The 23,925-nt window shown below is 34.2% G+C and carries 23 protein-coding genes; 17 read left to right on the top strand and 6 right to left on the bottom strand.

What is annotated here, in order from left to right; translation table 11 throughout:
* From BBH99_RS18545 to BBH99_RS18520, 6 genes are all read right to left on the bottom strand, one after another.
* Positions 1-489, bottom strand: a complete 489-nt coding sequence (locus tag BBH99_RS18545; protein ID WP_228390846.1) for a response regulator transcription factor — start codon at positions 487-489, stop codon at positions 1-3.
* A gap of 379 nt (positions 490-868) precedes the next feature.
* Positions 869-1,345 carry an OsmC family protein gene (locus tag BBH99_RS18540; RefSeq protein WP_066699266.1) on the bottom strand — a complete coding sequence of 159 codons (477 nt, stop codon included), beginning with the start codon at positions 1,343-1,345 and terminating at the stop codon, positions 869-871.
* Positions 1,346-1,467: 122 nt separating this feature from the next.
* A complete protein-coding gene (locus tag BBH99_RS18535) occupies positions 1,468-2,859 on the bottom strand; it encodes a T9SS type A sorting domain-containing protein (RefSeq protein WP_066699257.1) in 1,392 nt (463 codons plus the stop codon).
* A gap of 69 nt (positions 2,860-2,928) precedes the next feature.
* The gene (locus BBH99_RS18530; protein WP_066699255.1) at positions 2,929-4,491 is read right to left on the bottom strand and encodes an Rne/Rng family ribonuclease; all 1,563 of its coding nucleotides are present in this window, start codon (positions 4,489-4,491) and stop codon (positions 2,929-2,931) included.
* Between the two features lie 368 nt (positions 4,492-4,859).
* Positions 4,860-5,150: an HU family DNA-binding protein gene (locus BBH99_RS18525; RefSeq protein ID WP_002984212.1), complete on the bottom strand. Its 291-nt coding sequence runs from the start codon at positions 5,148-5,150 to the stop codon at positions 4,860-4,862.
* A gap of 261 nt (positions 5,151-5,411) precedes the next feature.
* Entirely contained in the window at positions 5,412-6,083 is a 672-nt protein-coding gene (locus tag BBH99_RS18520; RefSeq protein WP_066699253.1) for a response regulator transcription factor, read from the bottom strand.
* A 204-nt stretch (positions 6,084-6,287) separates the two neighbouring features.
* Between BBH99_RS18520 and tssO the strand changes: the two genes are divergently transcribed.
* The 17 genes from tssO to BBH99_RS18435 all read left to right on the top strand — a co-directional run.
* Complete coding sequence (gene tssO / locus BBH99_RS18515) at positions 6,288-6,797, top strand: type VI secretion system TssO (RefSeq protein WP_228390845.1); 510 nt, start codon at positions 6,288-6,290, stop codon at positions 6,795-6,797.
* A 12-nt stretch (positions 6,798-6,809) separates the two neighbouring features.
* Positions 6,810-7,337, top strand: a complete 528-nt coding sequence (locus BBH99_RS18510; RefSeq protein WP_066699249.1) for a type VI secretion system transmembrane protein TssO — start codon at positions 6,810-6,812, stop codon at positions 7,335-7,337.
* Positions 7,338-7,388: 51 nt separating this feature from the next.
* Positions 7,389-8,300 carry a PKD domain-containing protein gene (locus tag BBH99_RS18505; RefSeq protein ID WP_066699246.1) on the top strand — a complete coding sequence of 304 codons (912 nt, stop codon included), beginning with the start codon at positions 7,389-7,391 and terminating at the stop codon, positions 8,298-8,300.
* A 47-nt stretch (positions 8,301-8,347) separates the two neighbouring features.
* Entirely contained in the window at positions 8,348-10,753 is a 2,406-nt protein-coding gene (tssR, locus tag BBH99_RS18500; protein ID WP_066699243.1) for a type VI secretion system protein TssR domain-containing protein, read from the top strand.
* A gap of 405 nt (positions 10,754-11,158) precedes the next feature.
* On the top strand, positions 11,159-11,566 hold the full coding sequence (gene tssD, locus BBH99_RS18495) for a type VI secretion system tube protein TssD (protein ID WP_066699241.1): 408 nt from the start codon (positions 11,159-11,161) through the stop codon (positions 11,564-11,566).
* A 169-nt stretch (positions 11,567-11,735) separates the two neighbouring features.
* Positions 11,736-13,667, top strand: a complete 1,932-nt coding sequence (locus tag BBH99_RS18490; protein WP_066699239.1) for a type VI secretion system Vgr family protein — start codon at positions 11,736-11,738, stop codon at positions 13,665-13,667.
* A 131-nt stretch (positions 13,668-13,798) separates the two neighbouring features.
* Entirely contained in the window at positions 13,799-15,073 is a 1,275-nt protein-coding gene (locus BBH99_RS18485) for a hypothetical protein (RefSeq protein ID WP_228390844.1), read from the top strand.
* 71 nt (positions 15,074-15,144) lie between these two features.
* Positions 15,145-15,681 carry a hypothetical protein gene (locus tag BBH99_RS18480; protein ID WP_066699231.1) on the top strand — a complete coding sequence of 179 codons (537 nt, stop codon included), beginning with the start codon at positions 15,145-15,147 and terminating at the stop codon, positions 15,679-15,681.
* Between the two features lie 24 nt (positions 15,682-15,705).
* Entirely contained in the window at positions 15,706-16,329 is a 624-nt protein-coding gene (locus tag BBH99_RS18475; protein ID WP_066699230.1) for a toxin-antitoxin system YwqK family antitoxin, read from the top strand.
* Positions 16,330-16,376: 47 nt separating this feature from the next.
* Positions 16,377-16,982 (top strand): toxin-antitoxin system YwqK family antitoxin, encoded by a 606-nt coding sequence (locus BBH99_RS18470; RefSeq protein WP_228390843.1) that lies wholly within the window; start codon positions 16,377-16,379, stop codon positions 16,980-16,982.
* 24 nt (positions 16,983-17,006) lie between these two features.
* On the top strand, positions 17,007-17,594 hold the full coding sequence (locus BBH99_RS18465) for a hypothetical protein (RefSeq protein ID WP_228390842.1): 588 nt from the start codon (positions 17,007-17,009) through the stop codon (positions 17,592-17,594).
* A 118-nt stretch (positions 17,595-17,712) separates the two neighbouring features.
* Positions 17,713-19,077, top strand: a complete 1,365-nt coding sequence (locus BBH99_RS18460) for a zinc metalloprotease (protein WP_066699229.1) — start codon at positions 17,713-17,715, stop codon at positions 19,075-19,077.
* Positions 19,077-19,754 carry a hypothetical protein gene (locus tag BBH99_RS18455; protein WP_066699221.1) on the top strand — a complete coding sequence of 226 codons (678 nt, stop codon included), beginning with the start codon at positions 19,077-19,079 and terminating at the stop codon, positions 19,752-19,754. The genes BBH99_RS18460 and BBH99_RS18455 overlap by 1 nt, the downstream gene beginning before the upstream one ends.
* A 39-nt stretch (positions 19,755-19,793) precedes the next feature.
* Positions 19,794-21,497 carry a lipase family protein gene (locus BBH99_RS18450; RefSeq protein ID WP_066699218.1) on the top strand — a complete coding sequence of 568 codons (1,704 nt, stop codon included), beginning with the start codon at positions 19,794-19,796 and terminating at the stop codon, positions 21,495-21,497.
* Positions 21,498-21,545: 48 nt separating this feature from the next.
* Complete coding sequence (locus tag BBH99_RS18445; RefSeq protein ID WP_066699215.1) at positions 21,546-21,875, top strand: hypothetical protein; 330 nt, start codon at positions 21,546-21,548, stop codon at positions 21,873-21,875.
* A gap of 299 nt (positions 21,876-22,174) precedes the next feature.
* The gene (locus BBH99_RS18440; protein ID WP_066699210.1) at positions 22,175-22,846 is read left to right on the top strand and encodes a hypothetical protein; all 672 of its coding nucleotides are present in this window, start codon (positions 22,175-22,177) and stop codon (positions 22,844-22,846) included.
* Positions 22,847-23,123: 277 nt separating this feature from the next.
* Positions 23,124-23,925, top strand: an 802-nt coding sequence (locus BBH99_RS18435) for an AAA family ATPase (RefSeq protein WP_131799231.1), incomplete at its 3' end; no start/stop codon positions are given.

Raw genomic sequence — 23,925 nt, 5'->3', positions numbered from 1 at the left:
TCAGTCTACAATATGATTTTCAATAGCATATTTTACGACGCCCGCAGTGTTTTTTACGTTGAGTTTTAAAAGAATTTTTTTTCTATGTGTTTCTACCGTGTTGATACTTATAAAGAGCTTTTCGGAAATATCTTTGCTGCTAAAACCTTCACAAATTAATTTCAGAATTTCAATTTCACGACGGGTAAGGGGATCTCTGATATGGAAATTTCGTTTCTGTTGCTCATTACTAATGAAATTGAACATTCTTTCTTTAGCATGGTCACAAATATAAATTTCGTTCAGTAATAAAGCATGAATGGCTTTTAAAAATTCGTCATATCTACAGGTCTTATCGAGATAGCTTTTGATACCTTTATTGAAAAGTTTTCTGATGTCTATAACATCATAGCAGCTGCCTATGATAATAATTTTGATATGATGATGTTCCGCTGTAATACTTTCCACGTATTTACATATTTCAGTAAGCATAAGTATATTGGAACTCATAATGAGTATTTCTGACGGCTGATCTCTTAATTGTTGGGAGAGTGTTTCTAACGAATTGCAGATGTTAATACTATTAAAAATTTTACTCTGCATTAATAATTTTGATAACCCTTCAGTATATAACATGGGCTCATCGAAAATAGTTAATCTTGCTTTCATCATGGTTAGTTTTGTTTATATAAAAATAAGAAAAAAACTTGACATTATGAAGTAAATTGATAGATAATTTAACTTTTATATGAATATTTTAATAGTAAAATGTTATTTTTATTAATTATTCATTAAATAAATCTCTTTTTGTTGAATTTTCGATGATTATTTTAGAGTTATTGTTATAAAATGTTTAATAATACTGGTGTTTTTGAGTGTGTTTTTTAATTTATTTTTTTAATTTAACTAACACGGCGGGGATATGTTTTACGCTGAAGTTAACAGAGTTGGCAATAAAACAAAATTGATTGGCTTTATGATGAAGTTCTTTTGCCTTTTCTATCATAGATTCTTCAGCAACAGTAACAATAGGATGAAGTGTTACCTCTGTGAAATATCCACTGCCATTAGCCGTTTCTTCCATAATTCCTGTAGCTTCATCAATATAATCTGTAACAATAACCCCTGCTTCAGAACAAAAATGAAGATACCAGAGCATATGACAGGATGAAAGGGAAGAGAGGAACATATCTTCGGGGTTATGTTTCGTTTTGTCTCCACGGAAGGCCGGATCAGATGAACCTTCAATAACAGTTTTATTTTCTACTGAAATGCTATGGCTTCTTTCATAGTCTCTGTAGCCGCTGGTTCCGGTTCCCTTATTTCCCGTCCATTTAATAGTTGTTTTGTAATGGTGATTTTTCATAAATAAAATTGAAAGATATTATGATTATATTCAATAGAGATGGGCTTTAGCCTAAACTTAAAAGCATCGAACAGAGGCACTAAGGTAACAAAAAACCTCCGGATTTTACCGGAGGTTAAGTTTTAATTCTTAACAAGTTTTTTGGTGGTAATGCTGCCGTTTTCAAAAGTAACTTTAGCAATATAAATTCCTTTAGGTAAGTCTGAAAGAGAAGACCCGGAGTCTTTTATGGTTCTTATAAGCTTTCCGTCGGCAGTAGCTATTTCTATTTTTACTACTTGTTCTTTAGATTGATAAATCAGATTTTGTTTAACGGGATTTTCAAAAGTAATATCATTATTCTTTTTTATAATTTCTTTTGTGGCAAGCGTTGTATTGTTTATTATATATTTTACAACATGTAGACCACCAATTGTAATAATACTATTGTTATTTACGACCATATCAACAATTCCCCCCAAATTGGAGTCTCCTTCAGAGTAATAACTGAAGCCGGGGTCTATATTTCCATTCTGGGTAAGCCTTGAAATAAATGCTGTATGAGGGAAATCTACTTCACCACTTCCGCCAATATAGTAGTAACCATCTTTTTCAATAATGTTTAAAATCCAGGCACCTCCATTAATTCCTGAATAGGCAGGTAGATTGTAATTAAAAGTAGGGTCAGGAGTACCATCTGAATTAATTCTGAAGATTTCATCCTGAAGATTTGAATATACAATCTTATTATTGCTGTCCATCATTACCGTACCCGCAAAGCCTAATCCTGAAGACATCTGTAAAACACCATTATTCCCGAAACTGGTGATAGGGTTACCATTGGAATCGAACTTCTCCATAATACCACCATTAGTAAGTGTTGTGATATTATTTTGATTATCAAGTAATACAAATGATCCTATTGACCAGGTTCCCTGTATAAAGACAGAGCCATTGTTTCCAAAAGTGGTATCAATAGTTCCGTTACTGTTTAATCTGTATATTCTATGTTGGTGAGCCTGCTCATTTGAAAAATCAATTCCATGAACAATGATTTTATCATTTTGGAGTACAAGTCCGTAAGAACGTTCATTGCCATCAGAATATAGGGCAGGTACCATTGAGGTGCCGTTGCTCCCAAAACTAGTATCAGGTTGTCCGCTAGGAAGTATTTTGGTTACGTGAGCTCCTGCTTCAGAAAAGCCAAAAGTCAGAAGTTTTCCATCAGATAGTTTTTTTAATTGATTGTTGTTGGCAGAATAGGGAAGTTGGATATTTCCGTTGGTTCCAAAAGAAAGATCTATAGCTCCGTTTACAGTAAGCTTTGATAAATAAGATTCCCTAAGCCCGGTTGTAGCATTGGTTTTATCATAAGTGAAAAAAATACTGCCATCAGAATTTTGAACAATTTGAGACCATGCTATATTTTCTGTTATAGAATAAATACCATTGGTGGCGAAAGTTGGGTCTTTAGAAATAATTTGGGCAGAAATACCCTGCACTACCAAAGTAGCCATTAATAAAATTTTTTTCATTTTGTTTGAGTTTTCTGTTGCAAATATAATAAAAAAACCTCCAGTCAAACTGAAGGTTTAAATTTTGTCTTAATTAGAGAATTCTATCAATTCTTCCTTTTTGGAATTGTAAATTCTGTATTCTAAATATTTAAAAGAATCCCTTGGAACAATGGTTACCCATTTTTTATACTTCATGAACCATTTCATCTGGATGCTTTTAAGGAAGCCTTTTGTTAGATAAGCTTCTACGAACGGATGTACATGCAGGTAGATTTTTCCTTTCTCTTTCTGCAGGATATTTCTTAATGTTTCACCCATTCTTTCCACGATTACAATAGGAGCTACAATTTCTCCGTCTTTGTTCGGGTTTTCTTCTTTGGTTTCGATCTGTTTTTCCGGACGGTTTCTTTGTCTGGTAATTTGGATAAGACCGAATTTACTTGGAGGAAGGATTTTGTGGCGGGCTTTGTCGCGCTTCATTTCCTCTTTAAGGTGTTCATAGAGCTCTCTTCTGTGCTCTGAGTTAGGCATGTCGATAAAATCGATCACAATGATACCTCCCATATCGCGGAGGCGGAGCTGTCTGGCAATCTCAGTGGCTGCCATTTTGTTCACTTTAAGAGCGTGTTCTTTATTGACAGCGGTTCCGGTTGTAATATTATTTCCGGAGTTAACGTCTACGACGTGAAGGGCTTCTGTATGCTCAATAACAAGATAAGCACCTTTGGAGCTTGGTATGTTTACATGCTTTCCGAAGCTCTGTTTAAGCTGTTTTTCAACATTGTAATATTCCAGAAGTGGAATATGAGAATCATAAAACTGGACAATATTTTTCTTTTCAGGCGCAATTACTTCAACGTAATTTGTCATTTCATTCACCATTTGCTCATCGTCGCAGATGATATTCACGAAATCCTGATTAAAATTGTCTCTTAAAATAGCTGAAGCTTTGTCTTCTTCGCTTAAAACTTTAGACGGAACTTTGTTTTTCTGGATGTTTTTAAAGGTGCTTTCCCATTTTTGAATCAGCTGATTCATATCGTTATGGAGGTCAGCTACCTTTTTTCCTTCGGCTACAGTTCTTATAATGACTCCAAAACCTTCAGGCTTAATGCTGTCAATCAGAGTTCTTAATCTTTCCTTTTCTTCAAAACTTTTGATTTTTTTAGAAATGGAAACCTTATTGTCGAATGGAATTAAAACCAAAAAACGTCCTGTAAGTGAAACCTGGGTAGAAATTCTGGGACCTTTTGTAGAAATAGGTTCCTTGGTAATTTGTAAAAGAACAAGATCGTCTTTTGCAATAACTTTGTCTACCGTTCCGTTTTTATCTATTTCGGGCTGTATCTCGAAATTTTTTAAGCTTGAAGAGTTTTGTTTTTTAGAGATCGTATCTTTTAAAAACTTCCTGTAGGTAAGGTATTGTGGTCCCAGATCCTGATAATGCAGGAATGCATCTTTATCATATCCTATGTTTACGAATGCTGCATTCAGGTTAGGGGCCAGTTTTTTTACTCTTCCAATAAACAGATCTCCAACTATAAAATCGCTTTTGTCCTCTTGCTCATGAAGTTCACATAGTCTTCCGTCTTCCAGCAGTGCAATCTTTGTAAGATCATCTTCATGCGAAACTATTAGTTCTTTCTTCATTTTGTTATCAGATAAAAATTGTTAAGATTTTAGGAAATTGGTATTGTTCTAGATTAATTCATCTATTAAATATAAGGATTTAGAATGAAAACCATTATATTTTTGTTAAAATAATATTTGAAACCATCCGTTTTCCGCGGAATCTTATAGTTGCAAACAAAAATATAGTCGGCGAACTTTAAAAATTTAAAACCACCAACTATATTATTATATTGTAAATCTCGAAAAAAAGAGATTATTTTTTCTTATGTCTGTTCGCTCTTCTTCTTTTCTTTCTTTTGTGAGTCGCAACCTTGTGTCTTTTTCTTTTCTTTCCGCTTGGCATAATTTTAATTTTTTAGTAACTAGTTAATATTCAGTTAATGTTCTTATTTTACTGCAACTTTCGTTTTTACTTTCTCAACAAAAGATTTTGAAGGTTTGAAAGCAGGAATGTTATGAGCAGGAATCTCAATCGCAGTGTTTTTAGAAATATTTCTTCCTGTTTTAGCAGCTCTTGTTTTAATGATAAAAGATCCAAAACCTCTCAGATAAACGTTATCCCCATTATACATAGAAGTTCTGATCTCCTGCATAAAAGCTTCTACAACTTTCTGTGTTTCATTCTTTTCTGTTCCCAACTTATTTGAGATGGTGTTTACCAATTCTGCCTTTGTCATTTCCTTATTTTAATTTTAAATTTTAGGTGTGCAAATTTAGTTAAAAAAATTGAATACTAGCAAATTAGTGGCAAAATATTTTTATTCAAACAGTTGAGCTATTAATGCATATGCTATATTAACGCAGGTTGGAGATAATTTAACAATAAAATAATATTACACTATCATGGTGAAAAATTATCAATCATGATTAAAATGAGAAATATATAACAGTCAATTTATCAAAGGCTTCCATTTTATATTTCATCTATCTCATCATCACTACATACTGGAATTGTAGTATCCATTTTCCACACAAAAACGGATAAGATGAAGTTTCGTTTTTAATCCCAGTTTCTCCGTCAGTCGGTTAATGTAAGTGTCAATCGTTCTTGTACTCAGGTTCAGTTTTTCTGCAATTTCCTTATTACTGAAACCTTCATAGCAGAATCTCATCAGTTGTATCTCAGCCGGAGAAAGTTCTTCCTGTCCTTTCTTCTGCCTGTCCATATATTCTTGTACGGCAAGCGGCTGTTGTTCCCATTCCTTTGAATAAGCGTTGTAATCAAACTCGTCAGAAGCAATGCTCCCCTTAATAATATCCTTAATAATGGTGCTGTTTTTCTGACAGTAGTATATATTAGGAATTTTCGACAGAATCTCAGCCATATCTTCCTGGTAAGTACCGGAATAAGTGATGATAGGTGTTTCTGAGTTGTTTTTCCTGATATATTTAATGGCTTCAATTCCACTCAATACCGGCATAAACAGCTCAATAATGAATACATCTTCCTGTCTTCTGTATATTCTGTTCACCAGCTCGTGGCCATTGTTACAGTCGTTCAACAGCATATAGAAAGGGTTTTCCATCAGGGTTTTGATCATTATTTTCTTAAAATAAAAATCGCTGTCTGCTATAGAAAAGCGCACGGTATTAGATAATATTTTACTCATTCTTAATATCGATTTGGCGAATGATATTTAAAATTTAGAGGCCTAATTTATGAAAAACTTATTAAAGAGAAAATTAATATTAATTTAAACCGGGATTTCACGAAACCGTAGTGGGGAAAATACGTATTGTGCATAAAAAATTTTTTTTATACTTTCACAGGCCAAACAAATCGCAAATATATGTCTTCGAACAGGGAAAAAAAATTGAACAAATCTGACGTCAGAACGGGCATTTGGAAGTTTATCCTTTCTTTTGTCGTTTTGTCTATGGTATCCTTTAGTTGTTTGTACCTCTTCTTTAAGAGCTATGATATACAACGTGAGGGGATAAGTCGTGAAGCTGAAGCTTACAGGGAACTAATGCGTAGAAGTGATCTGCTGAAGAGTAATGTAGATGAAATTTACGAAAAAATGACCCAGCTTGATATCAACAAGGTGGAGAATGAGGTTTTTCTCAGAACCAGTATTATGGATAACGTAGGAGGTGTTAAAAGTATTATGGGAAAAGACAGTACCCAAAGCTTTAAGCATTATGCAGCATTAATGAAGCAGATAGAACCTATGCTTGCACTGAAAACTAAGATTAGCGATGTAGAATACAAAAAGAAAACTGTTCTCAGAGATCTGGATGAATGTATGGGAAAAGTAAACAGAGCCAATAATGAGCTTAGAAAAGATCCTACAAGACATTTCACTGGAGGTAAAAGAAGATAAAAAAATAAAGATATGCAAGGACAAATTACACTATCTAAAAAGGAGAGGCATTATCAGTTTTTTTATTTAATACTGATGCTTATCACTGCCATGTTATTTCTAGGGGTTATCTTTTTAAAAGGATTTGAATCTCCTTTTTCCGACGAAGATGTAAGAGGAATTCAGAATCTTGAACAGAAAGCTGAATTTGAACAGCACCAAAAGATCATTATTCCGATCATGGACAGTACATATACCATGATCACGAAGCTTACCGATGAAGCTCCTCAGCCTTTTGTGGAAAACAATATCTTTGTAGGTGTGAATGATCTGAATGACTATTTTAAACGTCATGATAATATTATTGATACCCGAAAAGATGCTTATCCTCAAATTGCCAAATTTTACAAAATGTACTACGAAGATAAAAAGGTAATTTCAACCACTTCAGAAGATATCAAGAGATTTGAAAAGCAAGTTGAAGAATGCAGAATAGGATTTAAAGATAAGCAGGAGAAAATTTATCGACGCCAAAGTGAGCTGAATGCTCGTACCCAGTAAAAGGAGAATGAATTTAGGAACTTTAAATAAAACACATCACAATTATTAACTATGAATTATTTTCAAAAAAACAAAAAGAACATTATTATCGGTGTTATTGCAACATTGCTCATCGCAGCACTTGTTGCATTATGGCTGCAGAAAAAAGTGATCCATTCTGCGGATGATATTGTTGCAGTAGTTTATCCATCTACATTGTCGGTAGGAGATACTCTTTTATTTGAAGATAAAACCCAGTTTGCCAAAACCAAAAGATGGAACTTTGCAGACGGAACAACTTCTGATAAAAACAGTGGGATCCACTTCTATAATAAACCTGGATACTATCAGGTAAGTTTGATTGTTGACAACAAATACACCAAATCATTTCCGGTAATGGTGACGGCAAGAAGCGTCAAACAGCCTAAGGATAGTGTAAAGTCTAAAACAACCATAGAAGCTCAGACACAGGCAATGCAAAATGAGAACGTACAGTTCCGTGCTGTTTCCAATGCATCACAATTTGCATGGAAATTTGGTGAAACGGGAAATACAGACTCTAAAGACAAGCTGGCTATCTATGCTTATAAAAAACCGGGAGACTATGTGGTAACCCTGTATACAGAAGAAAGTCAGGAACCTATTTATCACCGTATCAAAATCCTTCCGGCATATAACTCTCTGGAGCAGGATGAAGTATCAGTAGAAGATTCTTATGCAAAAGTTGATAACGATTTCAAATACCACCTACAGCAGATCGCGAATGGTAACAGTTTTAATATGCATTACAATTACCTGTTAAAAACTTACCTGTGTAATAATGAAAACACAGTGGTAAAAGTAAATGACAGTAAAGTAAATAACTTCTATATGTACTGTGCAGGTCTTCAGTTTGACAAAAATACTGTCATTCAGACTGTAAAGGTGAATTTAGATGATACGCAAAATTGTGTAACGAAAGTAGATATAAACCAAAGCAAATAATACCATCCGGTTCTCCGGATGCGCCAATCATAAAAAGATAAAATAGGATGAAAAATAAATTTCCTCTAGCAGCATATTACATAGGATTATCAGTATTATTGACGAGTTGCCAGGTAAAGCTTCCGTCAAAAAAAACACCTGAACCTTCTCAATATGGGCAGGTAGATAATTCAACAGTTGTCAACGGTTATCCTAAAAAATCCGTTCCATGGATCGTTATTTCAGACAGATCAAGAAATACGGCTTATTTGGATAAAGATGACGAAAAATCATATAAAGAAGTAAAATTCCTGGAACCTTTAATGGTTCTGAAACATAGAGACGGAATGGTGAAGGTAGCGGAATATGTTCCGGATGCCTTAATGAAAAAAGTTTCCTCAAAATCTATTAAAACCTATGGCTGGATTCATGAATCTGACCTGCTTTTATGGAATCACTCTCTAAAAAGTGAAAGAACAGGATATCCTGTAAGAGTAGCAGTAGTGCCTAATAACAGTGAGGTTATCAGAAGCGCTGAAAGATACTATAAGAATGATTCTATCATGGTGTTTAATTCACCAAGCCTTATTGAAGCCGCTAATGTTAAGATCCCTAACGGCCAGATGGTATACGTTTACAAGCAGGCTGAAAATAACAAAAGATTCCTGGTAGGTAAAAAGCCGTCTGTTGATATCGATAGTATTGGTAAGAGCCTTTACGGATGGGTAAGTTCAAACGTAATTTCTACATGGGGTGAGCGTTCGGCCATTAAGCTTAAAAATCCAACAGGTATCACAGATACTGAGCTGGGAGTGCATGAAGGATATCCGGGAGCTTCAGGATCAGATGCAGAGAACAGAACTGCTATTCTCCTTACAGATGTCAATAAGAGAAAACCATTGGAAAATATTTTCCCGGTAACCCTTGCTTTAAACGAAACTCCCACTCCGGATTCCAAAACCAAATATTTCACCAATATTCTTGATTATAGCAAGAACTATGTTTTTAATGTTTTAGGAGAGCCTATTTATTTTGATCGTTACAGAGAGATTACAGATAGAGATAAAAATATTAACATCGTTTTTGCATTGGATATCAGTGCCGGAAATGCACCTTATGCTCCAATTGTAAAATCATTATTACAGGATCTTCAGCTTAGATTTGAAAAACCATCGTATTTCAATAATGTAAAATATGGAGTTGTTTTATACAAAAACAACCCTTGTGGTAATAATATTGCAGCTTCCAACCTAAGTACTGATTACAGTAAGATAACAACATTTATTGATCAGAAAACGAATGAAATGAACTGTGCCAGCAATAATGGTTACCAACCTGTAGGAGAAGCTCTTTCTGCAGCCGGAAATCTACTTTCCAATGTTCCGGATGAAACCAATATTGTAGTTACTGTGGGAACTTCTGCTAACCAAAGTGGAAATATGTACAGTGTAATCGGTTCGCTTACTCAGGCTCAGGCAAGATTAATTATGTTCCAGACCAGTGCAAGATCTTCAGATACTTATAATGATTTTGTATTGATGGCAGAAAACGTAGTAACCAATACTGCTAAAAATATTGCTGAACTTAAAAAGCAAAAGATTATTAATCAATCTGATGTTCTTACCAAGAACAATTTCAGTCTGATAGAAGGTGATGAAGGATTTTTCTCTTTGGATTATCCTAAACAAAGTATGTCTCAGGGATTTGTTATTTTCCCTAAGAAAGGAGATGTAGCCACTCCTGGATTCCTTAAGAAATCAGTAGACAGTCTTATTGCACAGGTTACTTTAGATAATCAGAATGTAGATAAATCCCTTAATGCCTATTTCCATTCTTCTGTAGGAGCAGGAAAAACAGATGTGGATTTGAAATACAAATATCTGTATCCGGGACTTACTAACCCTGTTTCTGCTGGAATTGCCGCACAGCTGATTAATTACGGAAACCCGTTCCTTGTGAAAGGGTATTTACCGAAAGAACTGAAAGAAATTACTCCAAGTATAGAAAAAGGAATCCTTATTTCTGAATCTGAATTTGATAATCTTAAAGCTTTCTATTCTGAAGTATACAGAAATACAGAACCAGATAAACCAGGTTTCAGCCAGTCAAAAGCTATTAAAGAATATGTTAGGTTGTTGAAAAAATACAATCCAACCATCAAATTCCTGGACAAAGGAGACCTTTATGAACTGCCAATGTCTTATGCTATTGGTATGAGTACCGGATTTGATCTTTCTGAAGAAGAGATATTGGCCAAGTACAAACTGAAAGGATGGAAGAAATCAAAAATAGTTCGTAACGAAACGGTAAGGACTTATTTCCATCACTATAAGGATCTGGCAGAAAGAATGTTGAATCACAGAAATAATCCGGCAGTGAAGATTCAGCAAAACGGGCAAACATTCTATTGGTTGAACGAATACTTTACTCCAACCATGACACAAACAGAAGCTCCGGAATATACTAAACATTAATTGTTAGTTTTATCATAATAAAAGCAGAAGTAACTTACTTCTGCTTTTTTGTTTACATACAGAGGTTATTTTATATTATTTTACACAATGGTTTTCTCTGTGATTTTTGATGGAACATTTTTAAGTAAAAAAAACGTTTTTTTCAATAGATAGTATTGTTTATTTCTCGACTTAGTGTAAAAGTATATTTTTTTCTTAACTGGGGAGAAATGTTAAAATGCTTTATTCATGACAGTTGTGCGATGATTTATAAATCCAGAATCGTAGAATTACTACAAAAAGTCGTAGAACTACTACAATTTTTCAAATTTATGGTGAAAAGTTTTTTTTAGAGGAAAAGACCCTTTATATTTGCTATACAATCACTGAATCACAAAATATTACTAACGGTTAAAATTTACAATCATGGCAGAAAGAAATTCGAGAGGAATCTTAAAATTCAATAACGGAGAAGGTCAGAAATTATTAAAAATGAACTACAGCGTATCAAGATCAACAGACGTATCAGGACGTGTAGCATCAGATCCTTCTAACGCTCTAATCAAAGTTACAGTAGAAGCTACTGAAAAATCAGATATCTTAGAAAGTTTACTGAACGGAAAATATAAGCCAACAGTAGGAGAAATTACTTTCAATAAATCTCACGAAGAAGGAACATTAATCACATTGAACTGGCAAAACGGGTATGTTATCCAGCACCAGGTGGAATTTGATGCTGTAGACAGCAACAGTATGTTCATCAGCTTCGTAGTAAGTGCTGAAACCATCACTTATGGTAATTCTGAATATGCCGGACTTTGGCCAACAAGCTAAAATTGTTACACATTATCAACATTCATACGAAAAAAAGACTGTCACTGTTAAAGACGGTCTTTTTTTGCCTGACATCAAATTTTATATTGATTAATTATTCATATATCATTGATATATTGGCTGTTTCGTAAAATATTACTATCTTTAATACTAAACTAAACACAAGCATATGAAAACCGAAACAAAGACAAAGGGTTCTTCTTTCCGTCCATCACAGAATGCAGATGGGGTATCCGAAAACCACCATGCAGGGATCAACCGGTTGGTAAAACTTTCACTGGTTGTGGAGGGAAAAATTATTAAATATTACAAACACTTCACGCTTAAGCAAAAAGCGAGTCACCATCACGAGTTCAGTCTTACCCTTGCTCACGATGCATTGGGAGACAGACAAAGCCATACCCTTGAGGAAGCCAATAAATTTCTGGGGAAACGTCTTACCGCTATTATTTCCTATAAAGATATTGATAACAGTCCCGAAAGAAACTTCGTAGGATTGATTACCAAAGTAGGATTCAGCCAGGAAAAGATGAGTCTTGGAAATATTGTGCTTTCAGGATACAGCCCAACAATTCTGTTAGATGGTGCACCGCATATCCAGAGTTTTGGTGGTGGACAACCAGTTAATATGGGAATCATTGCTGAAGAAGTAATCAAACAGGGAATTGATAAAGGACGCTTTGATATCAGAGTGGATACCAATGATTATTCTCAGATTATCTACAGCAGCCAATACAATGAGACACACTATAACTATCTTGCAAGAATGGCAGAAGCCTATGGAGAACAATTTTACTACGATGGAGAAGTTCTTCACTTTGGAAAACTTCCCCCTCAGAACAAGCCTATAAAGCTTACTTATGGGAGTAATGCTGATGACATCAGGGTAGAGCTAAAAGCAGTTCATACAAAACCACAATACTACGGCTATAACAGCAGTAAAAATGAAAAGCTGACGTCCGGTGAAACTCCAATCAACCATTTGGGAGATCTGGCCAAAACAGCATACAGCCATAACGATAAAATATATAAAACGCCGGCTCTTCAGGTGGCTCCTATTAAGGCATCAACCCATCTGGATGTAGAAAACTCTCAGAAAAGTGCTGCCGGAAGTGAAGCTGTGAGTGTATTTTCTGTTTCAGGTTCTACTACAGTACCATTTCTTCACCCAGGATGTGTGGTAGATATTCATATGAGAAAACCGGACAGCAACGAAACATCTTATTTTACCAAAGTGATGGTAACCGAAGCTGTTCACGAAATTGATACCATCGGACACTATAAAGGAAGCTTTGAATCTATAGCTGCAGATACAGGATTTTTACCAAAACCTGAATTTACAGTTCCTATTGCACAACCACAGATTGCAACGGTAATTGCCAATGCAGATCCGGAAGGACAGGGAAGAGTACAGGTTAGATTCGACTGGCAGATGAATGATACTACTCACTTTGTAAGAGTAATGAGTCCTGATGCCGGGGGAACTGACCAGATTACCCAAAACCGTGGGTATGTTGCAATTCCTGAAGTAGGAGATCAGGTAATGGTGAACTTTGTACACAGTCATCCGGACCGTCCGTTTGTTATGGGAGGAATGTTCCATGGTGGAATTGGCCTTGGTGGTGGTGCAGACAACCGTGTAAAATCGATCCAGACAAGAAGCGGGCACAGAATTGTTTTCACTGAAGATGAAAGCATCATTATCACAGATAAAAGTGGCAATGAAATCCACCTGGATACTACCGGAAGCAATATCAATATCACTGCACCGGAAACGATGACCCTGAACTGTAAGAACATGAACATCAACGTTGGTGAAAACATGACAACAACAGTAGGAATGAATAAATCTGACAGCATAGGGCTGAATAATACTGAAAGTGTAGGGGCAATGAAACTTACCTCAGTTATTGGAAATGCTAGTACGTTTATTACCGGAAAACTGACTGAAATTATTGAGGGAGATGTACACAGCGAAACCAAAAAAGGGCGTAATGAAATTTCTGAAAAAGAAATGAATATTACATCCAATGCCTCTATCAATAAACATGCACAACAGGAAGTACAAAATAATAGTGGTGAGAAATCTAAAGCCCATTAGCGATGAGCCGCACAAGAATTGTAAAGGGTACTTACAATAAAATAACTCAGGAAGACCATAATATGTATTCACAGGAGAGTATTATCTCCCGTGCTTTTAAATGGTTTACTGAAAAAGGAGAATCTAAAGGGGTGAGCTTCAATGAGCCTGATTCTCCACCATTAGAACAGCTTATACAGTTGATTGTGCAATTTCGTCCCAATAAAAACTGGAAAGGGGAATTTGGTTTTGACTGGATAAGATTAGACGATACTAAACTTTTTAATGATAATTCATTTAAAGATGTAGTTGCTTATCAGTATTTTGATTCAACATATAAAAAATTAGTAGATAATTCCCAACCTACTTATGTTAACAAATATGATGGAGCTTTTAAGGCTGATGAAACTATGTTTAATACTTTAAAAAAAGAGTATAAACCTTTTTCTATACCTTGGAAAACATATAAAAATAAAGCCGGAAAAGAAGTAGCAGAAGAATATTATATTCCATGGCTTTCGCTGAAGAAAGATAGAGAAGCAAAAATAACTTTCTTTGCGGAGATTAAAGATGAAGCAGATTATCTGGAGTTTACAAAGTCTGATTATTTCACCTATACTCCTAATAAAATTGAAATTAAAGGAAAGAAAAAAATCTCTTTGAATGATTTTGAAGTAACTATTAAATGCATTAAAGAGTTTACTACAGATCAGACAATAGAGTTAAAAGCCTTTAAGGACGATAAGGGAACAACTGTAGAAGCAATAGTAGGAAAGATAAGCGTCTGGGCTAATGATGCAGCAAAACATAAGAAGAAAGATGTTGTTTTTGTTGAAATAAGAACACCTGCTATATCGTCAAAAAAAGAAGAAAAGCCAAATGCTACTCTTGAGAAAAGCCGAATTAATCAATATCTTGAACAGGCTTATATCCAACTTTCTGATTCTTCTATTATCGTGGAGTTAGATCTTACCGCTGAAAAAGACTTTAATGATTTTATTACGAATAGTGAGATTGATTCTGGTAAATCTAGCGGAGGTAAGTCGTTAGTTAGCTATTTAAAAAATAAATTAGAGAAAACATATCCAGGTAAATATAATAAGCATTTTAAAGCCTTTTATTTTGATGAAAATGGCTATAATCCAGCGGGAGGGCATGTATCAGGGTATTCATCTCCTGGAGCTGATTATGTTGTTGTATTCAAAAGTAAAAATGACCAGACTGCAGCTCATGAATTTCTGCATGCAATGAATTTACCTCATACTTTCACCAATAAAAAAACTACATCAGATGCGTTGTTTACATATGAGTTTAAGAAAACTGACAATCTTTTAGATTATTCACATCGTTTAGGCTCGGGCAACAACAGTAATAGGTGTTCACTATTTTATTGGCAATGGAAACAGGCTAACAATTCAATTAAGTAGATATGAGGAAAATTATTCTAATGGTATTGATTAATATATTTATACAATGCCAGTCTCAAAAAAATAATAAAATGATACCAACAATTGATAGATCTTTAGAGAAATTCGATGTGGAATATTTTGAGAAAAATTCTACAAGAGGAACATTTGTAAAAAACATTGATAATGATATAATTATTGAAGACAGACAGTCATTTGGCTACATAAGGCAACAATATGATAATAATAGTATGTTCAATAAGAATATTCTATTTTATAGAAGTGGGAATATAAAAGAAAAAGGGATTGCTTTTAATGGAGGTTCACCCATAGGTGTTTGGTATTATTTTGATGAGTCAGGTAAGCTTGTTAAAGAAGAAAATACAGATGGAGGATATGATTTTACCCCTGAAAAAGTAGTAAGGTATTGCGAAAAGAATAAAATTGAGCTTCCCAAAGGATATCATGAATCGGGTTTTTATACTCAGGTTAGAAAAGAAACCCTTGATGATAAAAAAGTATGGGTAATAAAATACCTTATTCCGGGTGGAGATATACAAAGAGTAGTTTTAGATGGTCAGACAGGTAAAGAGTTGGAGAAAAAAGTAGTTCCGTTTGTAAGCAGTTAGTGAATATGTTCAAAATACAATTTCATGAAAAAGGTAATATTTTTTCTAAGTTTCTTGATGGTTTTTTCTTGTAAATCGCAGAATATTAAAGATATATTACCTACTATTGATAGTAAATTTGAAGTTTTTGATACAATTCTATATAAGAAATTGTATAATAAAAACCCTAGTTATCCCAGTGAAACTTTAGATAATGGTTCTTATTTAGAAATGAATGTCGCGAATTATGGCAAGAGTTATTCTATGACTTTACAAAATTCTTATTATACATTAACAAAAGTATATTTTCCAAATGGTAATATTAAAACTAAAGGTATTTCAAATAATACTGAAAGTTTACAAATAGGTATCTGGTATGAATTTGATGAAAATGGAAAGCTTATCAAGGAGATTGATTATGATAAACCTTATAAGTTCACATTTGAGGATATTCTGAAATTCTGTGAAAAAGAAGGCATTCCTTTAACAAAAGGACCTGTATTGCAAAGTACAGGATTTCATACCACAATTACCCGAAGAATAGAAAAAGAAAAACCTATTTGGGAAATAGAATGGAAAAAGAAATTTAATATTGTTGAAAGCATAATTTTGGATGGTACTTCTGGTAAAATAATCTCACGAAGAGAATCTGAATTTATTAATAATTAATTTTGTTTTTACAGAAAGGAGCTAATAACAATACAAAATTGAACTGTATGAAAAAAATATTGTTTTTCCTTAGTTTAGTGATTGTTCTTTCTTGTAAATCTCAGAATAGAAAAAATATATTACCTACTGTTGATAGTAAATTTGAAAAGTTTGATGTTGAAGCGTTTAAAAGTAATGCAGTTAGAGGAACTTATTTTATAATGACGAATGTTTGTACGTTACGTCAGGATAAGCAAAGCAAAGGATATTTACAAGGAGAATATATAAATTCTTCCTTTTTTAAGCTAAATAAATTCTTTTATAGTGATGGTAATATAGAAAGTAAGGGATTGCTTTTCAATGAAGGTTCTCAGGTTGGCATCTGGTATTATTTTGACGAGTCAGGTAAGCTTGTTAAAGAAGAAAATACAGATGAAGGATATGGGTTTACTCCTGAAAAAGTAGTAGGGTATTGCGAAAAGAATAAAATTGAGCTTCCCAAAGGATATCATGAATCGGGTTTTTATACTCAGGTAAGAAAAGAAATTCTTAATGGTAAAAAAGTATGGGTAATAAAATACCTTATTCCGGGTGGAGATATACAAAGAGTAGTTTTAGATGGGCAGACAGGTAAAGAGTTGGAGAAAAAAGTAGTTCCTTTTGTAAGCAGCTAGTGAATATTTTCAAAATACAATTTCATGAAAAAGGTAATGTTTTTTCTAAGTTTATTGATGTTTCTTTCTTGTAAATCGCAGAAGATAAATAAAACTATTATACCAACTGTTGATAATAAATTTGAAATAATCAATACAGAAGAGCTGAAAGATATTACTATTAATGATAACAAAACAGCAACATTTGTTTCTGCTAAAATAGGCTCTGGCTATACAGAATATTTTAAGGATAGTTATTTTATAATAGTAAAAAACTACTATTCCTCTAAAAATATTGAAAACAAAGGTATCGCCTTCAATGAAGGTTCTCAGGTTGGCATCTGGTATTATTTTGATGAGTCAGGTAAGCTTGTAAAGGAAGAAAATACAGATGAAGGGTATGGCTTTACTCCAGAAAAAGTAGTAGAATATTGTGAAAAGAATAAAATTGAGCTTCCGAAGGGATATCATGAATCTGGTTACTATACTAAGGTAAGAAAGGAAACACTTAATGGTAAAAAAGTATGGGTAATAAAATATCTTATCCCGGGTGGAGATATACAAAGAGTAGTTTTAGATGGGCAAACAGGTAAAGAGTTGGAGAAAAAAGTAGTTCCTTTTGTAAGCAGCTAATGAATATTATAATAAGACTTATGGAATAGAACTAATAAAATGCTATTTTGGAGTAGCTTTTTATCACAAAATGTAAAAAAGAGTAATCATAATTACGGAAATTTTTTAATATTAAGCCATGAGTAGGACGAGAATCGTAAAAGGCACTTATACCAAAATATCTCAGGAAGGACACAGTATGTATTCTAACGAGAATATTATTACTACCGCCGGAGCTGCTATTACTGAAACCGGTGTCACTGATGGGGTAAATTTTGGAAACCCCTCAATGCCACCTGCCGGAAAAGTAGTGGCTAAATGTGTAGTGAAATTCAGACCTCATGATAAATATCAAGATAATCCTGATTTTGGTTTTGATTGGTTAAGAGAAGGAGACTCAGGGCAGCCGGGAGATAATTGGTTCGGGGCCGTCATGGGAAAATATTATGAAGCTGATAATGTTACCGTTTTTAAAAATGGGAATAGCTGGAATACCAATTTCCACAAAGATCTCAATATGTATGACAAAAAGCTGAAAAGCTATAAAAGTCTTTCCATTTCCTGGAAGAAAGTCAATAAAAAACCTTACCTGTATCCAATACCGGTCTTGACATTACTGAAAGGAAAATCAGCATTGTTAACCCTTAAAATTGAAATTAAAGAGAAACCTCAAAAGCTGACTTTTGAGTTCAAAGATAAAGATGCAGAAAAATACCTTTCACTCAATCTTAAAGAGATCGGAGTCATTAAAGTAGGGAAATATGACAAGCCCAATTATCTGAAAATAACCTGTAAGGAACAGTTTAGCAAAGAACAGATGCTGTATGTAAAAGCAGATGGAGAAATCTGTGGTGCCTTAATCATTCATCCCAACTCTGCTGCTCATGTCAAAAAGATTTCTGCCCTTTTTATTTCTGTAAAAACAGATATTGATGATGTGATTAAGGTTGGAAAACCGAAACCGGGTAGTCAGCAATATTTTACACAATGTCTGAATCAGGCATTGGTCTCTCCAACCATTCAAAATTCTTTTTCTATTGACTGTACGGGGAACTTCCTGTATAATGCCTTCAGATTCAAATTCTGTAAAAAGATTGATGGAAAGTATTATATAAACAACTCCAGTGGCTTAAGAGACTATCTGGAAGAGAAATTCCGGGATAAATATGGCAGCCAATACGATTCACATTTTAAAGTCTTTTTTATAGAAGATATATATCCGGGATGGAAGAATGGTAAAATTGCTTCATATACTAATGGTTTCTCATTTTTTAATACCACTTTTACGGTTCAGTTTTATACCCATTCAAAAGAAACGGTTGCCCATGAATTAATGCATGCATTAGGATTACCCCATACTTTTGATGGAAATGCTCCAGCCAAATATACCTATGAAGCTTATAAAACAAATAACCTTATGGACTATTGTCATCATATACAAATCCCAAGAATCAGTGTTTTTAAGTGGCAATGGAAAGTGTTGAACTCTAAAATTATGCTGTAATGAAAAAATTATTAATTTACCTTTCCATATTATGCTTTGTAATATGTACCTGCCAGTCTAAAAAAGAAGAGACTCATAAAAATAATAAAACGAGTACCATGGTTGAAAAATTTGATTTTGCTTTGTTTAAAAAATATCAGGAAAGCAACGGAACATTGGAACTGAAAAACGGATATACTGTTTTATCTATGTCTGCTCCGGAAAAAGATGAAGCGGGAACTTTGGAAGAGTTACTTCCTAAACCATCATTTCTATATGTTTATAAAGAGTTTTACCCTAACGGAAATCTGAAGAAAAAAGAAACCAGGATAAGTGAAACCGTGAAAGTAGAAAAATCCGAATACTATGATAAAGACGGAAATCTTGAAAAAACAGTAGATGAAGATCAAAACTATGGAAAGATCAAATATCAGGATGTATTGAGTTTTTTGGATAAAAAAGGATATATTAACCTTAAAACTGGGGAAGGAAGATTAAATGATGACGGAACGAATAAATATGATATTGTATACGATCAGGATGTTCCTGTCTGGAATATTTCAATAACTCAAGGAAAAAGACTTTCAGAAAAAGAATTGCTGGAAATCATGAAAACATCTCCTGGTGAGCCTAATGTCTGGAAGCCCGTTGTCTATAAGATGGATGCCAATACCGGCAAAATCATCAGTGAAAAATAAAATTTAAGATCATTACGAAAACTGTAATATCAATAAGCTATGAGCAGGACGAGAATTGTAAAAGGAACTTATACCAAAATTTCTGAGGAAGGGCATAATATGTATGCCAAAGAAAGTATTATTACTTCTGCCGGAGAGACCGTAACCGAAACTGGAGTAGGGAAGGGGGTAAGATATGGGGATCCTAAAAGCCCGCCAAAGACAGAAAAAAGAGTCATTGATATTGTCATGTTTGTTGCCGGAACAACAGACCCTATAAACACAGCAGGGTTAAAGCATCAGGCCAATACAGACTATTGGAGAAGCAGTAAAACCAACTTTTGGAATAAAATAAAAGACCTTAAACCACAATATTTAGACCTTCACATTGAAGGAGATTTCTTCAGCTGGTCAGGTGATAATGATACAAAAGAAAGAAACTTAGCTGCTGAGCGGTTATTAGATCTTTTTTTAAGAGTATATAAATTCTGGAAAAACCAGGAAGTTCATATCCATCTTATAGGGCATTCACATGGAGGAAATGTGATCAATCAGTTTACAGAACTTATTGCTACAGATTCAAAATATCCTAAACCATGGAAGGTGAAGAGTATTACTTATTTATCAACACCATTCTTCAAGAAAAAACATCAGCTAAACCATAGCAAACTGCATAAAGAGTGTAAGATCATCAATGTTCATAACGAATATGATCTGACTCAGCAGCTGATTGCAGATTTCAGTCTGGTAAACCTGGAAATTTTCCTGAGAAACTTCCAGATGAGTAGCTTTCAGACCGGGATAGATACTTTAAGAACGGTAGATACAGCTGCTTTTAAACATTTATTGAATGTTTGGATTGATAATGATACCGAAGGACCGGAACTCTGGACGGCAACAGCCAGAGGATTATCAGGAATTAATCAGCTCACAGCAGAATTTGTCAAGTATCTTGAAAATATAAAACCAACCAAACCGAACTTAACAAGGGAAATGGATCAGTTTATCACATTGTTGAAAACTTTCCAGCACTGGACCTTTGTTAGTCATGGCAGATTCAATGCAAACCGTGTTGGGCGCCGTGGAGGTTACGGTAGATCTGAATTTTTTGAAGACTTAGACCTTGCAGCCGGAATCAGGGTTATCAATAATCTTTTCAGTATAACAACAGGAGTTACAGATAGTTTTATATTGAATTTCTTAGCCAAAGTCTTTGCCGCAGAATCAGGAATTACCGATAGTATCGAAGTAACCTCCTGGTCTCCGAAGCTTCAGACAAAAGCCCTTCCGATTTTAGATGTCAATATTACAACTAAAGATGATTATCACAGCAGAAACAAAAAAGCTGCTTGCAGTAAGTTTATTGCAGATACATCAAATGCAGTTCAGAAAAATAACCTTCAGGAAGTTTTAATGAGACTATTGAGCCAGTTTGTAGATCCTAAGAAAGCAAGATATGTAACTTATGCATTGCATGGGGCAGAAATCTATTTTACAGGAGAAATTGATGCACAGATCAAAATATTAAGGAAAAACCTGGGCGTTTATATTGAACTTGTAAAACAATACAATGCTGGTTTGGTAACCGCCAAAGATGAAAAAGAGATCAAAGATATGATGAAGAGACCAGGTACGGTACCTTATTTAGCGATGGCTGCACACAGTTTAAGCCATACTCAGTTTTGGCCGGAGGTAGAGCAGGGATTAAAAAGTGCATTCAGTTCAGGAGTAAATCCAGGCTATAAGAAAAAAGCGACATTATAACTTGCACTTTACACAAAATAATAATTCCGGATTTAAAACAATATTGTCATGAGCTTAAAATCTTTTATTGCCGAATTTCTGATACTTTTCTTACTCGTTAATGTCATTATAGTAGCATTCCTGTGCATTGACCTGCCTGAAGTAGAAGTAAATGCAGGATCTATTGTAACAATTATTTTGAAATTTGGAGTTGTATTTTCAATTCCTGTTTCTTTGTTATTAACGGCAGCTCATTTTTTGTTTATGAGAGTGGCAAAAAACACCATTTTGAAGATTCTGATAGCAATCATTGTAGTAGCTGCCCTGTATTTTATGTACCATGCCTTTTTCTGGTATGTAGGAATCAGCGGCCTGATAGATGATCCTTTGGCTAAATAAATATGAAGGGATGAGTGGCTGTATAAAACGTAAGACCATTTATTTACCTTATGCTAATAATGCTTTATGAAGTCAAGGTAGGCAATATTTCTTTTCTTGTTATTATTGATGATAGTGGCTTTTAATAGTAAGGCTCAGGTTTCAGTATACAGCAATACGTTAGTTATTCATAAAATGTTCTACCAAAATATGGGATTATTACGGATTCTTTTACAATAAAAATATTCATTATATTGTACCACTTGTAAAAAAGCTTGTATTTTTTACAAACAAAAACCATGTTATCAAATTAAACACTAATGAATAAGATCACAGATCATTTTAAATACCTTTCTAAGCTATCAGCTGTATTTATCTTCAGTCTCTTTAAGATTTATGCCATAGGAATCCTTTCAACAGTTATTACTTTCTCTCTGGGAATTTATATAATGGCAGAAAGTTTAGGCTCATCATTAGGACATAGTGGCACCCTTGCATTTCTGACGGTAACTGTGATGGCCAAACCCCTATCTGCAGGTTTGTTTTATCTGTTAATGATTGCAGCACCCTTTTGTATTGCTATTTTCTCTACAAAATATGGAATGTCGAGAATTATCAGCAGACTTGTTCAGGATCATTCCAAGACAATTTTAGTTCCCTTTATTGATAAGGTGGTTGGTAAAATCAAAAACAACGAGCCTGTGGTGGTACGCAATAGTACAGATTATGCATTGGCAAAAGTAAGATTGGTTAATGAATTCAAAAATAGTTCAGAAAATAAAATTCTTAAACGGGTGTTAGGCTATGCTTTAAATAAAGTGAAATTTGATGAATTGAATTTAGGAGGTGAAAATGTAGACTTTTATGACATCATCAAGACCAAATTGATCGAAAAATTACATGAATTGGCAGAACCTTCAGCCATGATTTTCTATATCTATATCGGACTTCAGTGGCTAAGTCTTATTCTGCTGTATTTTCTGGATATATAAAGGGAAATTAAGTTCTGAGAAAGGGAATATGGGATTTAATAATCAGTTCAAAAAAGTTGAGAAGATAAAAAACGACGGTTATTACTTCTCTAATTGAAGAATTAACTATCTTTATCACAATTAGAATAAAATATTTAATTTTAGCAAAATAAAAGAACCACTTTTGATTTCTGAAACATCAGTAATCAAAGCCCAGGTTCAAAAAAAAGAAAAGAACATCAAATTATCTGGAAGAATAGTAAACAGAACGCAAATATTAATATAAGAAAAATTATAAATGGGAGTACTAGTAACCAACGAAACAGTAAAGCAGCTATTTCATATTGCTCAGTCGATAGCGAGGGAAAATTATAATGGCACTTATGGAGGCCCGCACATTCTGCAGGCCCTGATGCATAAAGATATTGGTCTTAATGAATTTTTAAAAAGCATAGATAAAGATCCCGGCTATTTTTACGAATGGGCAGATGTACGTATTGAAGAATATCCTAAAACCAGCCATTTACCTGATGAGGTTGGGCAGGATGATGCTGTAGATACCCTTATAGAAGAAGCCGATGATATCCGTTTAAAACTGGGATTGGATGAGATCACTCCAATCTGTATTCTTACTGCCATTGTAAAACCTCAGGTAGTGTTTTCACTTCAGCAATTGAAATCATTGCCACTGAGAGAACATGAAATTTTCAACTTATATAGAAAAGATACTCCGTTTACCGTTTCTGAAAACGGAGACTTTGCCTCATTATTTTCCAATGGGTCAGATTTTACAGATTCATCCCTTCCATCCATTAAAAGCTATTGTGTTGACAGAACAGCACAGGCCAGAAAAGGAGATCTTGAAAACATCATTGGTAGAGATAAAGAATTGAGAATGCTGGTAGAAATCCTTTGCCGAAGAAGCAAGCCGAACGTCATCATCATTGGGGAACCTGGAGTTGGGAAAACAGCATTGGTAGAAGGTTTTGCTATCGAAATTACAAAAGGAAACGTTCCGGAAATGCTTAAAAACGGAACTCTTTTGGAACTGAACACTGGAGCATTATTAGCAGGAACTTCTTATAAAGGAGCAATAGAAG

Source organism: Chryseobacterium contaminans (genome assembly GCF_001684955.1).
Lineage (GTDB): Bacteria > Bacteroidota > Bacteroidia > Flavobacteriales > Weeksellaceae > Chryseobacterium > Chryseobacterium contaminans.
The sequence above is the reverse complement of the archived record's forward strand: the minus strand, read 5'-3'. Positions and strand labels throughout refer to the sequence as shown.